This window comes from Mycobacterium sp. RTGN4 (genome assembly GCF_033804635.1).
GTDB lineage: Bacteria > Actinomycetota > Actinomycetes > Mycobacteriales > Mycobacteriaceae > Mycobacterium.
On record NZ_JAPZLB010000008.1, the window covers coordinates 106,780 to 121,383 of the forward strand.

At 65.9% G+C, this 14,604-nt stretch carries 18 protein-coding genes; 14 read left to right on the top strand and 4 right to left on the bottom strand.

What is annotated here, in order from left to right; all coding sequences use genetic code 11:
* Positions 1–15: 15 nt before the first annotated feature.
* From SLQ30_RS18630 to SLQ30_RS18645, 4 genes are read left to right on the top strand one after another with little or no spacing between them, the layout of a single operon-like run.
* Positions 16–1,125 carry an amidohydrolase family protein gene (locus tag SLQ30_RS18630; protein WP_319447898.1) on the top strand — a complete coding sequence of 370 codons (1,110 nt, stop codon included), beginning with the start codon at positions 16–18 and terminating at the stop codon, positions 1,123–1,125.
* A 21-nt stretch (positions 1,126–1,146) separates the two neighbouring features.
* Positions 1,147–2,289 carry an amidohydrolase family protein gene (locus tag SLQ30_RS18635; protein ID WP_319447897.1) on the top strand — a complete coding sequence of 381 codons (1,143 nt, stop codon included), beginning with the start codon at positions 1,147–1,149 and terminating at the stop codon, positions 2,287–2,289.
* A gap of 3 nt (positions 2,290–2,292) precedes the next feature.
* Positions 2,293–2,685 carry a Rieske (2Fe-2S) protein gene (locus tag SLQ30_RS18640; RefSeq protein WP_319447896.1) on the top strand — a complete coding sequence of 131 codons (393 nt, stop codon included), beginning with the start codon at positions 2,293–2,295 and terminating at the stop codon, positions 2,683–2,685.
* Between the two features lie 17 nt (positions 2,686–2,702).
* Entirely contained in the window at positions 2,703–3,575 is an 873-nt protein-coding gene (locus tag SLQ30_RS18645; protein WP_319447895.1) for an alpha/beta hydrolase, read from the top strand.
* A gap of 8 nt (positions 3,576–3,583) precedes the next feature.
* Here the strand turns inward: SLQ30_RS18645 and SLQ30_RS18650 are convergent, their stop codons facing one another.
* Positions 3,584–4,066: a hypothetical protein gene (locus SLQ30_RS18650; protein WP_319447894.1), complete on the bottom strand. Its 483-nt coding sequence runs from the start codon at positions 4,064–4,066 to the stop codon at positions 3,584–3,586.
* 36 nt (positions 4,067–4,102) lie between these two features.
* Here SLQ30_RS18650 and SLQ30_RS18655 point away from each other — a divergent pair, with 36 nt between their 5' ends.
* The 10 genes from SLQ30_RS18655 to SLQ30_RS18700 all read left to right on the top strand — a co-directional run bounded on the left by SLQ30_RS18655 (position 4,103) and on the right by SLQ30_RS18700 (position 12,683).
* Positions 4,103–5,380 (top strand): NADH-ubiquinone oxidoreductase-F iron-sulfur binding region domain-containing protein, encoded by a 1,278-nt coding sequence (locus tag SLQ30_RS18655; protein WP_319447893.1) that lies wholly within the window; start codon positions 4,103–4,105, stop codon positions 5,378–5,380.
* Between the two features lie 8 nt (positions 5,381–5,388).
* Positions 5,389–5,688, top strand: a complete 300-nt coding sequence (locus SLQ30_RS18660) for a ferredoxin (RefSeq protein ID WP_319448003.1) — start codon at positions 5,389–5,391, stop codon at positions 5,686–5,688.
* Positions 5,685–7,331: a thiolase C-terminal domain-containing protein gene (locus SLQ30_RS18665; RefSeq protein WP_319447892.1), complete on the top strand. Its 1,647-nt coding sequence runs from the start codon at positions 5,685–5,687 to the stop codon at positions 7,329–7,331. Before SLQ30_RS18660 ends, SLQ30_RS18665 begins: the two co-directional genes overlap by 4 nt.
* Entirely contained in the window at positions 7,328–8,215 is an 888-nt protein-coding gene (locus tag SLQ30_RS18670; RefSeq protein WP_319447891.1) for an alpha/beta hydrolase, read from the top strand. Before SLQ30_RS18665 ends, SLQ30_RS18670 begins: the two co-directional genes overlap by 4 nt.
* Entirely contained in the window at positions 8,215–9,033 is an 819-nt protein-coding gene (locus SLQ30_RS18675; RefSeq protein ID WP_319447890.1) for an NAD(P)-dependent oxidoreductase, read from the top strand. The genes SLQ30_RS18670 and SLQ30_RS18675 overlap by 1 nt, the downstream gene beginning before the upstream one ends.
* A complete protein-coding gene (locus tag SLQ30_RS18680) occupies positions 9,030–9,818 on the top strand; it encodes an NAD(P)-dependent oxidoreductase (RefSeq protein ID WP_319447889.1) in 789 nt (262 codons plus the stop codon). The genes SLQ30_RS18675 and SLQ30_RS18680 overlap by 4 nt, the downstream gene beginning before the upstream one ends.
* 113 nt (positions 9,819–9,931) lie before the next feature.
* Positions 9,932–11,134 carry a cytochrome P450 gene (locus SLQ30_RS18685; RefSeq protein WP_319447888.1) on the top strand — a complete coding sequence of 401 codons (1,203 nt, stop codon included), beginning with the start codon at positions 9,932–9,934 and terminating at the stop codon, positions 11,132–11,134.
* Between the two features lie 31 nt (positions 11,135–11,165).
* Complete coding sequence (locus SLQ30_RS18690) at positions 11,166–11,366, top strand: ferredoxin (RefSeq protein ID WP_319447887.1); 201 nt, start codon at positions 11,166–11,168, stop codon at positions 11,364–11,366.
* A 10-nt stretch (positions 11,367–11,376) separates the two neighbouring features.
* Positions 11,377–12,144: an alpha/beta fold hydrolase gene (locus tag SLQ30_RS18695; RefSeq protein WP_319447886.1), complete on the top strand. Its 768-nt coding sequence runs from the start codon at positions 11,377–11,379 to the stop codon at positions 12,142–12,144.
* A 74-nt stretch (positions 12,145–12,218) separates the two neighbouring features.
* Complete coding sequence (locus SLQ30_RS18700; RefSeq protein WP_319448002.1) at positions 12,219–12,683, top strand: hypothetical protein; 465 nt, start codon at positions 12,219–12,221, stop codon at positions 12,681–12,683.
* A 17-nt stretch (positions 12,684–12,700) separates the two neighbouring features.
* Here SLQ30_RS18700 and SLQ30_RS18705 read toward each other — a convergent pair whose 3' ends face one another.
* From SLQ30_RS18705 to SLQ30_RS18715, 3 genes are read right to left on the bottom strand one after another with little or no spacing between them, the layout of a single operon-like run.
* Positions 12,701–12,985, bottom strand: coding sequence for a DUF1330 domain-containing protein (locus SLQ30_RS18705; protein WP_319447885.1), 285 nt, complete (start codon positions 12,983–12,985; stop codon positions 12,701–12,703).
* A gap of 33 nt (positions 12,986–13,018) precedes the next feature.
* Positions 13,019–13,207 carry a ferredoxin gene (locus tag SLQ30_RS18710; RefSeq protein WP_319447884.1) on the bottom strand — a complete coding sequence of 63 codons (189 nt, stop codon included), beginning with the start codon at positions 13,205–13,207 and terminating at the stop codon, positions 13,019–13,021.
* Entirely contained in the window at positions 13,207–14,496 is a 1,290-nt protein-coding gene (locus SLQ30_RS18715; protein ID WP_319447883.1) for a cytochrome P450, read from the bottom strand. The genes SLQ30_RS18710 and SLQ30_RS18715 overlap by 1 nt, the downstream gene beginning before the upstream one ends.
* Positions 14,497–14,604: the final 108 nt, after the last annotated feature.

Genomic DNA, 14,604 nt, shown 5'->3' on the forward strand with positions numbered 1-14,604 from the left:
TAAGGACGGGTCTTGGTGAAGGACATACGCGACGCGGCGGGGAACGTTTGCCACACCCCCGTCATCGACGCCAGCGTGCACATCTTCGTCGCGTCGAACAAGGACCTGCGCGAGAACTTCATGCAAGAGCCCTTCCGTAGTCGCGGCTTTCCCGACTACGAGATGGACTGGTACGGCGCACCAGGCGGCGAATACGTGAAGGGCAGCAAGGGCCCGGATCGCCAGTACCCAGGCTCCGACCCCGCGCTGGTGGGCGACGAACTGTTCGGCAAGCGCGGCGTCGACGTGGCGATCCTGCATCCGATGACCCGCGGGATCATGCCGGACCGGCATCTAGGCACCGCGATCGCCGCAGGCCACAATCAGATGTTGGTCGCCCGCTGGCTGGAGGACGCCGAGTACGGCGACAACTTCCGCGGCACCATCCGGGTCAATCCCGACGACATCGTCGGTGCGCTGCGTGAGATCGACAAGTACAAGGACCATCCGCGGGTCGTGCAAATCGGGATTCCGTTGCAGTCGCGCGAGCTCTACGGCAAGCCCCAGTTCTGGCCACTGTGGGAAGCCGCCGTCGCGGCCAATCTTCCAGTGGCCGTGCACATCGAGGTCGGGTCGGGCGTGGCCTTCCCACCCACCCCGTCGGGCAACACCCGCACCTACGAGCAGTACCTGTCCTTCATGTCGCTGAACTACCTGTATCACCTGATGAACATGATCGCCGAGGGCGTATTCGAGCGAATGCCCGAGCTCAAGTTCGTCTGGGCCGACGGTGCCGCCGACCTCCTCACGCCGTTCATGTGGCGGATGGACTGCTTCGGGCGGCCTCACCTGGAGCAGACGCCGTGGGCGCCGAAGATGCCAAGCGACTATCTGCCGGGCCACGTCTACTTCGTGCAGGGCAGCCTCGACGGACCTGGGGACGTCGAGTTCGCGGGCGAGTGGGCAGGCTTCACCGGCAAGGACGACATGACGATGTTCGGCTCGAGCTATCCCCACTGGAACTGCGGCGAACTGCTGGTGCCCGCCAGCTACAGCGCCGACCAGCGGGACAAGCTGTGCTGGCGCAACGCCGCTGAGCTGTACGGGATAGACATAGACATTCCGGCCGTCGCGGCCGCACAGTAGAGAGGTAGCGAGGAGGCCAACATGACAGTTACAGCCAATCCACGGGTGCCTGCGGCTGAGCGTATTGCCGTGCGGTGCGTGGACTCCGACGTCCATCCCACGCCCCGCAGGGGCGAGCTGGGTCAGTACATCCCTGAGCCGTTTCGCAAGCACTTCAACACCCACCCGGTCGGCGAGCAGATCTACTACGACGCCCCCGACTATGCCCACTCGTACGCCATGCGCGTCGACACCTTCCCGTCCGACGGCGAGTTCGCAGGCAGCGATCCCGACCTGGCGTTCAAGCAGTTGATCATGGAGGCCGGTTCCGACATCGGGATCCTGGAACCCGCCGCCTACCCCGCCCGTCTGCCCGAGGCCAACTCCGCGATGGCCACGGCGTTGAACCATTGGCAGGCCAATCACTGGCTCGACGCCCACAACAACTGGCACGAGCGGTGGCGCGGTTCGATCTGCGCGACCATCGAGGAGCCCGAGCTCGCGGCCCGCGAGATCGAGGAGTGGGCCGGACACCCCTACATGGCCCAAATCCTGATCAAGGCCGAGCCGCGCCCGCCGTGGGGCAGCCCCAAGTACGACCCGATCTGGGCCGCCGCCACCAAGCACGACATGCCGGTGAGCTGCCACCTATCTCGCGGCCACTACGAGGAGTTGCCGATCCCGCCGGTCGGGCTGCCGAGCTACAACCACGACTTCATGGTCACCTACTCGCTGTTGGCCGCGAACCAGGTAATGAGCCTGGTCTTCGACGGCACCTTCGACCGCCACCCGACGCTGAAGATCGTCTTCGTCGAGCACGCGTTCACCTGGATCCTGCCGCTGATGTGGCGAATGGACGCCATCTATGAGCAGCGCAAGCAGTGGATGGACATCAAGCGCAAGCCAAGCGAATACGTCAAGGATCACATCAAGTTCACCACTCAGCCGTTGGACTATCCCGACGACAAGACGGAGCTGAGCCGCGCGTTCGAATGGATGGAGTGCGAGAAGATCCTGCTGTATTCGTCGGACTACCCGCACTGGACGTTCGACGATCCGCGGTGGCTCGTGAAGCACCTGCCGGAGCACGCCCGCGAAGCCGTGATGTTCCGCAACGGCCTCGCGACCTACAAGACGCTTCCGGATACCGTCCCGGCCCTCGAGGGCCAAGTCCGGGTGTTCTGACTAGTGCCAGAAGAAATCAAACCGCCCCGGCTGGCGCAGGGGCGTGAACACGTCGTGGCTACGGTGGACGAAATCCCGCCCGGCACACACAAACTGGTCCCCATTGGCCGCCACGGCGTCGGGGTGTACAACGTCAACGGGTCGTTCTATGCGATCGCGAATTACTGCCCGCACGAAGGCGGTCCGTTGTGCGCAGGCCGCGCGCGCGGGCGCAACATCGTCGATGACAGCGTGCCCGGCGACGCCGTGATGGTTCGCGACATGGAGTTCATCTTCTGCCCCTGGCATCAATGGGGTTTCGAGCTTGCGACGGGGACCACCGCGGTCAAACCGGAGTGGAGCATCCGCACCTATCCCGTCAGGGTCGTCGGCACCGACGTACTCGTGACGGCCTAACGAAACGGGAGTCGGCGTTGCCTTCCAAGAAGATTGAGCTCAACGGCGGCGACGTCGTCTACGAGATCCTCGGCAAGACGGGCGATTTCATCGTGCTCACCCCGGGCGGCCGATTCAGCAAGGACATTCCAGGGCTGAAGCCGCTGGCGCGGGCGCTCGTCAAGGGCGGCTACCGAGTACTGCTGTGGGACCGACCGAACTGCGGTGCATCGGACGTCCAGTTCTGGGGCCAGAGTGAATCTCACATGCGCGCCGAGACGCTCTCGCAGCTGATCGTCAAGCTCGACATCGGGCCGTGCATCATCGCGGGTGGCTCTGGCGGGGCGAGAGATTCGATGATCACCACGATGCTCTACCCCGAACTGGTCACCAAGCTGGTGGTGTGGAACATCGTTGGCGGCGTGTACGGCTCGTTCGTGCTCGGCGGCCACTACATCGTGCCGAGCATCCTGGCGGTGCGCGGGATGGGCATCAAGGGTCTGCTGCACGTCGCCGAGTGGAAGCAACGCATCGAAGAGAATCCCGCGAATCGCGACCGGTTCCTGGCGCTCGACGCCGACGACTTCCTCAAGGTGATGCTGCGGTGGCTCAACGCATTCGTGTCGAAGCCCGGCCAGACCATCCCTGGTGTTCCCGACGAGTTGTTCGACAACATCACGGTTCCGACGTTGATCATCCGCGGCGGCGAGAACGACTGGGACCATCCCAAGCGCACGTCGCTGGAAGTCGGCTGCCTGATCAAGGGCTCGAAACTCATCGACCCGCCGTGGCCCGAGGATGCCTGGGAGCGCGCGGGCGAGAAGTTCGCTGCCAGTGGCGGAACGAAGTTCTGTCTCTTCGACTCGTGGGTCAAGGCCGCGCCGCCGATCCTGGACTTCCTGAGCGCGTGATGATCCGGTCAAATCGTGTGGATGTGCACCTCGCAGTTGAGCGAGGCCTCCAACGCGGTGTGCACTCGACTCTCCGGAACCCGCTCGAGGTCGGACTTGCGCAGCGTCACGTGGATCACGTCCCAGCCTTCGTCATCGGCCAGGCGTGCGATCTCGCCCTGCAGGCCGAGCCCCGCCAACACGCCGTGCGCATCGTCGTCGGTGCCCCGGCTGACGTAGGTGAGCACGCCCGCTTCCGGCAGCGCGCCGAACACCCCGAAAGCCTTGGTGCACAACTCGACTGCCGTCTGCTTCAACTCGTCGGGGTCCGCGCCGGCGATCAGCACCTCGACCTGCCTGCGACCGGCGGGCATCAACGCAAGGTCGGCTTCGATCACGTCGGCCCCAGCCGAGGCGGCGTGCTCGGTCAAGGCAGTCATGCCGTCGCGTAGCTGCGCGGCCGTGAGCCGCGCCGTCGGGTCGACGTCGACACGTACCACCGCAGTTCTCATGCCCGCCAGCCTATCTGCGGGTAAGAAGGGACCGTCATGAGCGCCGCGATCAGGCCGAGCGCCGAACCGACCATCGCCGTCTGGCCCGGCACGTCCGCGCGGCTATTGAAGCCGACACCCGGCGTCGAGCAGTACGCCGAATACGTCGAGGGCGGCGGCTACCAGACGCTTGAGCGGCCGGAGCTGCTCCTCGAGGAGATCGACCGCAGCGGCGTACTCGGCAGGGGTGGCGCGGCCTTCCCGCTCGCCATCAAACTCCGCACGGTGCGCGACGCCGGTGGCCGACCGGTGGTGCTGGCCAATGGTGAAGAGGGCGAGCCCGCATCCGTCAAGGACAAGTGGCTGTTGCGGAACCGCCCCCACCTGGTGCTCGACGGGGTACGACTCGCCGCCCGCATTGTTGGCGCCGAACGGGCCGTGGTCTACGTCTCCGATCCCGTTGCCGCACAGGCCATGGACGCCGCACTGGCCGCCGTCGACCTAGACCTTTCAGTCGGCGTTGTCACCGTCGATCCGGGATATGTCGCGGGCGAGGAAACGGCCGCCGTGCGCGCCGTGAACGGCGGTCCGGCGAAGCCGACCGACAAACCGCCGCGCCCGTTCCAGGAAGGGATCGGCGGCCAGCCGACCCTGGTGAGCAATGTCGAGACGCTGGCGAACCTGCCGTTCGTGCTGCGGCACGGTGGCGCTGAGTACCGCGAAGTCGGTACCGACGGCTCCCCAGGTACGTTCCTGGCCACCGTGACGGGAGCCGGACGCCCGGCCGCCCTGTACGAGCTTCCACACGGGGTGAGCTTCGCCGATCTTCTTGCCCTGCACGGAGTCTCCGCAGAACACGTCAACGGGGTGCTGATGGGCGGCTACTTCGCCGGCTTGCTCAACCGCGACGTACTGAGTGCCACGCTCGACCATGAGACGCTGCGCGGGCTGGGCAGCGGGCTTGGGTGTGGCGCCATCGCGATCCTCACCGAGGACTGCCCCGTCGCCGTCGCCGCCGCGGTGATGGCGTACTTCGATCGCGAGAACGCTGGCCAGTGCGGGTCGTGTTTCAACGGCACGGCTGCCATGTCGGCGGTCACGTCGGCGCTCCGGGACGGGGTGGCCACCGCAGCCGATCTCGCGCGCTTGGAGCGTTGGTCGGTGGTGCTTCGCGGGCGCGGCGCGTGCGCGACGCTGGACGCCGCGACGAACATCGCAGCGAGCCTGCTGCTTCAGTATCCCGAGCTCGTGGCCCGCCACCTCGACGGTGAGTGCGACCCGTGCCGCGCGAGCGTATTCAGCGCGTTGCGGCCCTACGAGGTGGAGGCGATGTGAGCAAGCCCTTGAAGATCCGCTTGGATCGCACGATGTGCGACGGCTTCGGCGTCTGCGCCAAACACGCTCCCGAGTACTTCTCGCTCGACGACTGGGGATACGCGTCCTTGATCGGCGACGGAACCGTCCCCGAAGCCGACCGCGACGCGGTGATGCGGGCCCTACTGGATTGTCCCGTCCACGCGATCATCGCGATGGGCGAGCACCAACCCTCTGGCCAAGCGCGACCGTTGACGGATTCGGAGCAGCCGACCGAGCCGCATGTGGAAAACCCAAACAGCGAAGCGATTTCGGAGTTCGTACGGTGACCAGACCATTGCCACAGCTCACTGCGCTCAACGAGTTCTTCTGGACCTCCGGTGCCGACGGTCAGCTGCGCATCCAGGAGTGCCTCAGCTGCCAGGCGCTGATTCATCCGCCCGCTCCGGTGTGCCGGTACTGCCGCGAGCGGAAGATGGGGGTGCGGGTCGTGTCGGGCAAGGCGACGCTCGCCGGGGTCACGGTGAACCACCGCTTCGGCTTCCCCGACCTTCCGCCGCCCTACGTGGTGGCCGAGGTCGCGATCGCAGAGGACCCGCGAGTCCGGTTGACCACCAACATCATTGAGTGCGATCCCGACGAACTGGCGCTGGGCCAACCCGTCGAGGTGCTGTTCCAGCAACTCGAGGACGTGTGGCTGCCGGTGTTCAAGCCTGCCGCCGACAAGACTGCGCCCACCGCGATGCCCGAGGACTTGATCGCGCCGGAGCGGTTCGCTGAGTACGTCCGGCCGATGCTGACGAAGGCGAAGTTCGAGGACCATTCGGCGATCACTGGCATCGGGATGTCGACCATCGGCCGTCGACAGATGGTCCCGCCGCTGTCGTTGACGATCGACGCGTGCGAGCAGGCCGTTGCGGACGCTGGCCTGACCTTCGACGACATCGACGGGCTGTCCACGTACCCGGGGCTCGACATGATGGGCATGGGCGAAGGCGGTGTGAGCGCGCTGGAGGGTGCGCTTGGCCTTCGACCGACGTGGATCAACGGCGGCATGGACACCTTCGGGCCCGGCGGTTCGGTGATCGCGGCGATGATGGCCGTCGCCACCGGGATGGCGCGCCACGTGCTGTGCTTCCGCACGCTGTGGGAGGCCACGTTCGGCCAGCTGGTCAAGGAGGGCAAGATGTCCCCTCCGATGGGCGCCCGCACCACGAGCTTTCAACATCCCTTTGGTGCCACGTCCGCGGCGCACGTGTTGGCGCAGAACGCGAGTCGCCACTTCGACAGGTATGGCACCACACGCGAGACGCTGGGGTGGATCGCGCTGAACCAGCGTGCGAACGCTGCACTCAATCCGACCGCGATCTACCGCGATCCGATGACGATGGACGACTATCTGTCGGCACGGATGATCACCACTCCGTTTGGCCTCTACGACTGCGACGTCCCGTGTGACGGCGCCGTGGCCGTCATCGTCTCGGCTGCGGACGTCGCGCGCGACATGCCCAAGAAGCCGGTGTACTTCGAGGCGGTGGGTACCCAGATCATCGAACGGCTCGATTGGGACCAGACCACGCTCACGCACGAACCGCAGGTGCTGGGCCAGAGCGCGCACATGTGGTCGCGAACGTCGTTGCGGCCCAGCGATGTCCACGTTGCGGAGCTCTACGACGGCTTCTCCTTCAACTGCCTGTCATGGCTCGAGGGGCTCGGCTTCTGCGGGATCGGCGAGGCGAAGGACTTTCTCGACGGCGGCAAGAACATCGCGCGGGACGGCATCATCCCCTTGAACACCCACGGTGGGCAGCTGTCGCATGGCCGCACCCACGGCATGGGCCTGGTCCACGAGGCCGTCACCCAGCTGCGCGGCGACGCAGGTGAGCGCCAGGTTGCCGGTGCCCGCGTCGCGGTCACCAGCAGCGGAGGCCTTACCCCGAGTGGCGTGATGCTGCTCCGGACCGATTCGTGACCGGAGCCGAACCAGGCAGGCGCGTCGTCATGGTCGACGGCGTGCCGATGTCGGCGCTCGTCGCAGCGGTGCCCGACCCCCGTGCGGTCATCGTGGCAATACATGGCGGAGCCACCTCGGCGGCATACTTCGACTGCCCGGGACATCCACGATTGTCGTTGCTGCGCTTGGCCGCAACGCACGGTGTCACGGCGATTGCCCTCGATCGGCCGGGCTACGGCGCATCGGCGCTGTACGCCGACGAAATGCACGATCCCGACCGGCGGGTGGCCCTGGCGTACGGAGCGGTGGACAGCATCCTCGCCGACGGACCCCGCGGTGCGGGCGTTTTCCTGCTCGCACATTCCGCGGGCTGTGAACTCGCGCTGCGGATGGCCGTGACGCCGGCCAGGAGCGACGTGATCGGCGTCGAGTTGGCCGGTACGGGCATGAACTACAGCGCCACGACCAAGGACATTCTGCGGCAAACCACAGCGACCCACCGTCCGGCAGGTCTGCGAGATCTGTTGTGGCAGCCCGTCGAGCTCTACCCAGCCGAGGTACTGACCGGAGCGCTATCAGCGCCGGGCGTCGCGTACGAGGCCGAGGCGACGGCGAACTGGCCGCGTCGCGATTTCGCTGCCATCGCCGCCAATGTTCGGGTGCCCGTCGAGTTCAGTGCGGCCGACCACGAGAGCGTGTGGGAGACCACGCCCGCCGCGCTTGCTCAGATTGCGGCCTCGTTCACCGCTTCGCCCCGCGTCGTCGTCAACCACGTGGCCGACAGCGGACACAACGTCAGCGTGAGCTTGACCGCCGACGCATATCACCGAAAAGTGTTGTCGTTCATCGAAGAATGCATCGATGCCCACCAGGGCACGGATAGTGAAGTGGAGGCGAGCTGATGCGCGTTGGGTTCATCGGGCTGGGCAGCCAAGGGGCGCCGATGGCGCGCCGGATCGTCGACGGCGGTGTCGAGCTCACGCTGTGGGCGCGCAGACCCGAGTCGTTGGAGCCCTACGCCGACACCGCGGCGAAGGTCGCGGCCACCCCCGCCGAACTGGGTGCGGCCAGCGATCTGGTGTGCCTGTGTGTCGTCGGCGACGACGACGTCCGGCAAGTGCTGCACGGCGACACCGGAGTGTTGGCGGGCCTGGCGCCAGGCGGCATCGTCGCCATTCACAGCACCGTGCACCCCGACACGTGCCGTGAACTCGCGGAAGCCGCTGCGAAACAAGGCGTCTCGGTCATCGATGCCCCGGTGAGCGGCGGTCAACCGGCGGCCGATGCCGGCACGCTCATGGTCATGGTCGGGGGTGAGGAGGCCGACGTCGAGAAGTGCCGCCCGGTCTTCGCGACGTTCTCCGACGCGATCGTCCACCTCGGCCCACTGGGCAGCGGACAGGTCGCGAAGATCCTCAACAACCTGTTGTTCAGCGCCAATCTCGGCAGCGCGGTCACCACCCTGGAGTTGGGCGACTCGCTCGGCATTCCGCGCGACCGGTTGTGCCAGGTGCTCGACCGCGGGTCCGCCACCAGCAAGGCCGTCAACAGCGTCGCCGCCTTCGGAGGCACCCTGGAAGTGCTCGCCCCGATCGCCGGAGGCCTGCTGCAGAAGGACGTTCGGCACGCCGCCAGCCTCGCCGATGACGCAGGGGCAAAGGAGGGTGCGGTGTTCGTGGCGGCAGATGCGGCGTTGGCGGCGATGGACCACAGCAGGTGACGCGCGTCGGGTTCGTCGGCGCGGGCCGAATGGGCGCCCCGATGGTCAAACGTCTCGTTGAGGCGGGCCATGACGTCGCGGCCATTGGCCGCACCGACGAGAAGCGTCGGGCCGTCGCCGAGTTGGGCGCCACGCCGGTGTCCGACCTCACCGCGACCGACGCCGACGTCGTGATCGTGTGCGTCTTCACCGACGATCAGGTCAAGCAACTCTGCCTCGACGGTCCGCTCGTCGAGCAGATGCGACCGGGCGCAACGCTGATCCTGCACACCACCGGCAGCCCGCGTACCGCCCAGGCGATCGCCGCGCGCTTCGGAACCATCGGCGTGATCGACGCGCCGGTCAGTGGCGGTCCGCACGACATTGCCGCGGGCCGGGTCACGCTGTTCGTCGGCGGTGACACCGAAGTCGTCGCCGGCGTCCAACCCATACTCGGGGCGTACGGCGACCCGATCCTCCACGCCGGCGCCACCGGCTCGGGTCAGCTGGTGAAGCTCGTCAACAACTCGTTGTTCGCGGCCCAGATCGGGCTGGTCTCCGAGGGGGTTCGGCTCGGCGCACGACTTGGCATCGAGGAAGGCCCGCTGCTCAGCGCGTTGACGCACGGCAGCGCCCAGAGCAGAGTGCTGAGCCTCATCGCAGGGGCAGGCTCCGCCGACACGTTCATCTCCGCCGTCGGCGAATTCATCGGCAAGGACGTCGCCGTCGTCCGAAAAACCGTCGCGGAACTGGGTGGTGACCTCGGCGTCCTCGACGTCCTCATCAACGCGGGAAATCGGGCGTGAAATGGGACGGATTCACCATTTCGAAAGCATCTAGTAAGGCATACTATGTGCGTTACAGATAAACGGTCTCGCGTAACGTAACCGGTCGCCAGGCCGTCGTGAAAGAGGAGCCCATGACCAAGCCCAAGGTCGTATTCAGCCCGGTCTCGCAGGAGTACTTCGAAAACCCCTATGAGGTGTACAAGCGGATGCGCGACGACGCACCGCTGTACTACGACGAGGAGGAGGACTTCTACGCGCTGACGCGCCACGAGGACGTGGCCGCGGCGTTCAAGGACCACGAGGGCTTCTCGTCGGCGCGCGGCTGCGACCTCGGGATGGTGCGCTCCGGCGAAGTGCCCCAGAAGTCGATCATCTTCATGGACCCGCCCGATCACCGGCACATGCGCAGCCTGCTCAACAAGGCGTTCACACCGCGAAACATCCAGTCGCAGCGCGAGACCGTCGTCGAGTTGATCGACCACTACCTCGGCAAGGCCGATCCGGACAACTTCGACGTCGTGCAGGACTTCTCCGGGCCGTTCCCCGTCGAGGTCATCACCCGCATGGCCGGCGTGCCCGAGGAATTCCGCCAGCAGGTCCGGCACTGGATCGACACCAGCCTGCATCGCAAGCCCGGTCAGATCGACCTGGACGACGACAACATGCAGGCGAACATCGACTCCGGCATCTACTACTACGGCCTGGTCGTCGAGCGCAGGCAGAATCCGCAAGACGACATGATCAGCCGGCTGATCGCCGCCGAGATCCCCGACGAGCACGGCAACATGCGCAAGCTGGACGACATCGAGATCACCGGCTTCACCACGCTTTTGGGCGGTGCTGGGGCAGAGACCGTCACCAAGCTGATCGGCAGCGCGGTGGTGGAGTTCGCCCGCCATCCCGAACAGTGGCAGAAGCTGCTCGACGACCGCAGCAAGGTCCCCGCTGCCGTGGAGGAACTGCTCCGCTGGGTCGGCCCCGTGCAGTACAACGTGCGGTACAGCGTCAGGGACGTCGAGGTGCCCAGCGGCACGATTCCGGCGAACAAGCCGGTGTTCCTGATGGGCGCCGCCGCCAACCGCGATCCGCGCGCCTTCGCCGACGGCGAGACCTTCGACATCGACCGCGACCGGAACGAGGCGCAGAACCTCGGGCTCGGCTATGGCATCCACAGCTGCCTCGGTGCCGCGCTGGCCCGCATGGAGAGTGCGATCGCGCTCGAACGCCTGTTGGACTTCATGCCGCGCTACGAGGTCGACTTCGACGGTCTGCAGCGCGTCAACATGCAGAACGTCGCCGGCTATCACCATGTCCCCGTGAAGGTTTTGAAGTGACGGCCAAGCGAGAAGCGAAGCGGGATCGCGCATGACTCAGAAGATCGAGGTCGACTTCGGCCTGTGTGAGAGCAACGGGGTGTGCATGGGCATCATCCCCGAGGTATTCGACTTGGACGACCAGGACTACCTGCACGTGCTGTCCGACGAAGTGACCCCGGAGAACGAGCAGCAGATCAAGGAATCCGTGCGCCAATGCCCGCGCCAGGCCATCGCGATCGTCGACAAGTGACGCGCGGCTAGTGCGATTCCTGTTCGTACACGGCGGATTTCACGCCAGTTGGTGCTGGGAGCGCACCATCGCCGAACTGCAGGAGTTGGGCCATGACGGCGTCGCCGTCGACCTGCCCGGGCATGGGGCGCTCATCGATCAGGAGTCGACGCTGGCCAATCGTCGGGATGCGATCGTGGCGCTCATGCAACCCGGTGACGTGCTCGTCGGCCATTCCGGCGGAGGCTTCGACGCGACGCTGGCGGCCGATGCTCGACCGGATCTGGTCAGCCACATCGTCTATATCGCGGCGGCGCTCCCCCGCGAAGGCAAGACGTATCCCGAGGCGATGGTGATGCGCGACGCCGATGACGAGTTGGGCGAGGAGTTCGACGGCGACGTCGGAGAGATGTTGAGCTACTTGGCCTTCGACGAAGAAGGCGCGATGACGTTCGCCGACTTCGAGGGCGCGTGGAAGTACTTCTACCACGACTGCGACGAGCAGACCGCGCGCTGGGCGTTCGACCGGTTGGATCCCGAACGGTTCGGCGACACCACCGTCACCCCGGTATCTGTGCCGGATTTCTGGGCGGCCGAGCTGCCGCGCAGCTTCATCGTGTGCGAGCAGGACCGGTCGATGCCGCGCTGGCTGGCAGACACGGTGGCCCGTCGGCTCGGCGTCGAGCAATTGACCATCGACGCGTCGCACTCGCCGTTCCTGTCGCGACCCCGCGAGCTTGCCGAGCTACTGGTGCACGCCACGTCCACCAAGCCCGTCGGCCCACTCGCCCCGAACTAGTCCAGTGGCGACGCACTTCTGCTCGTACTGTTCGAAGAGCCGGATCAGCCTGTGGGAGAGGAAGTCATGCCGTGTTGCGTGAATTGACTGACGTGGTCAGTGAGCATGCAGGACTTTCGCGCACCGTACTGGAGTACGGCCTCCTCATGAAGCGGCTCGTCGATAGCGCCAAGCAACCGGGCTTCTCCGTCGAGAGTTGGGCCCCGCTTGCCGAATTGGTCGCCGTCGACGAGTTCGACAGGGTGGGGCCGTTCAAGGAAGTCATGGACTGGGCCGAGTACGTCGCATTCCTCACCAACTGGGCGACGTCGTCGGACTGGGACGGCTCGTTCAAGCGGATCAGCGAGTTCCCGAACCTGGTGTTCCTCGAGCTTGAGGAACGCAGCCAAGTAGCAGAATTCAGCAGTGTGGTGAACTCGCTGTCGGTCTACGAATTCAACGGTGCAGGCAAGATTCGCCACATCGACGTGTACCTGCAGATGGCCCTCCCAGACCCCGACCTGCTCAAGGGTTACGAGGGTGTCGAGCTATCGGGGTGACGGTGCTCACGGGGAAACTAGAAGCCTGAGACGATGACCCCGTTGCAGTCAGCCGCCGCCTGGCGCAGCTTCGCCGCCGCCTGATATTCGTCGGAGTAGTACCACTCCTTGGCCGCTTCGACGGATTCGAATTCCAGGAGCACGGTCTGGGTGCCGTGCCACTGCCCCTCGAGTGCCTCGGCGGCGGGGCCGAACGCCAGCACCTTCGCGTTGCCCATCGTCTGGCTGGCCAGCTTGCCGTACTCGGCCATGCCTGCTGGATCCTTGATGTCCTCGGTGATGATCACATAGCCCTTGGCCACGACTGAATCTCCTTGTTGTTGAAGCGGATTGAATCAAACCTCATGGATCGCGCGCTCGGGGCAGTTCTCGACGGCCTCGCGGACCGCGCCCTCGAGCTCGGCAGGAACTTCTCCGGGGTCGGCGACGGCCCAGCCGTCGTCGGTCATCTCGAAGACTTCGGGGCAGAACGTCAAGCACATGCCATGGCCGCGGCAGGTGTCCTCATCGACGGCGACCTTCATCAGGCCCCGCTCGACTCGACGACGTCGAACTCGAGGTGCAGATCGATGATGCCGCGCAGGATGAACGTCGGGATGTAGTGGTAGTCACGGTTTCCCGCCGGACCATGCTTCTCTTCGGAGATCCTGATGTCCGAGGTCCGGTCGAGCAGCCGCTCCAGGCCGACGCGCGTCTCGGCGCGGGCCAGCGGCGCACCGGGGCAGCTGTGGATGCCGCGGCCGAATGCCAGGTGCTGGCGGGCGTTCTTGCGCGTGGTGTCGAACTCGTCGGGTTCGTCGAAGCGGCGGGGGTCACGGTTGGCGGCGCCGTTGACCACCATGACGGTGGTGCCCGCGCTCAACTCGTGGTCGCCGATGGTAACGGGCGTGCGCGACAGCCGGAAGTCCCCCTTGACCGGGCTCTCGTAGCGCAATGCCTCCTCGATGAAGTTCGGAAGGAGACTGCGGTCGGCACGCACCTGCGCCTGGATGTCCGGCCGATCGCCGAGCACCTTCAGCGCGGTGCCGAGCAGCCGGACCGTCGTCTCCTGGCCCGCCGAGAAGACGTTGGTGGCAACCCGCGCAACGTCGCCGGGGCTGGGCGTGGTGCCGTCGGGGAACAGCGCGTTGGCCAACCCGGACAGAATGTCGTCGCGGGGGTTGGCCCGCCGGTCCTGCACGTAATCCTCGAACTGGCCGTAGAGGAACTCGAGCGGGGAATGCGATAGCGACTCCTTGCTGGTGCTGCCCACGCCGCCGCCGGAGTTCTGGGAGATGCCGTCGACGAAGGCGTTGCGATCCTCCGGTGGGATGCCGAGCAGATCGGCGATCACCAACAGCGTGAACGGGCTTGCGAAACCCTTGATGAATTCACCCTTGCCCGGCGCCAAGAAGGTGTCGAGCACCTCGTCGGCGAGCTGCCACATCGCGTCCTCGTTCTCCTTGAGGCGCTTGGGCGTGATCAGCCGCATCATCAGCGAGCGATGGTTGGTGTGAACCGGTGGGTCCAGCGTCGGCAGCTGGTCGCTGAACGGCAACTCGTCGCGGTGCTTCTCGATCAGGTCAGTGACGTCGTCACCCTCCAGCGGGACGGGAAAACCGGGGAACGGCCCGGTCACCGAGGTGCACGAGGAGAACGTCTTCTCGTCGTTGTAGACGGCGACGGCTTCCTCCCAGCCGGTCACCATCGTCACGCCGTAGTGGTCTTCGGGCTCGACGGGGCACTTGTCGCGCAGCGCGTTGAAGTACGGGTAAGGGTCGGCGACCAGCCGCGGATCCCTGAACCAGTCGATGCCGGCGGGGTCGATCGCCATGTACCACTCCTGTTTTTGACGTTTCGATCTACGAGAATGCGATTCTCAGATGTGGGTATTAGATTTCCACACCGGGCCAGCGCCGTCAACGACGGCACGACCCCGCAG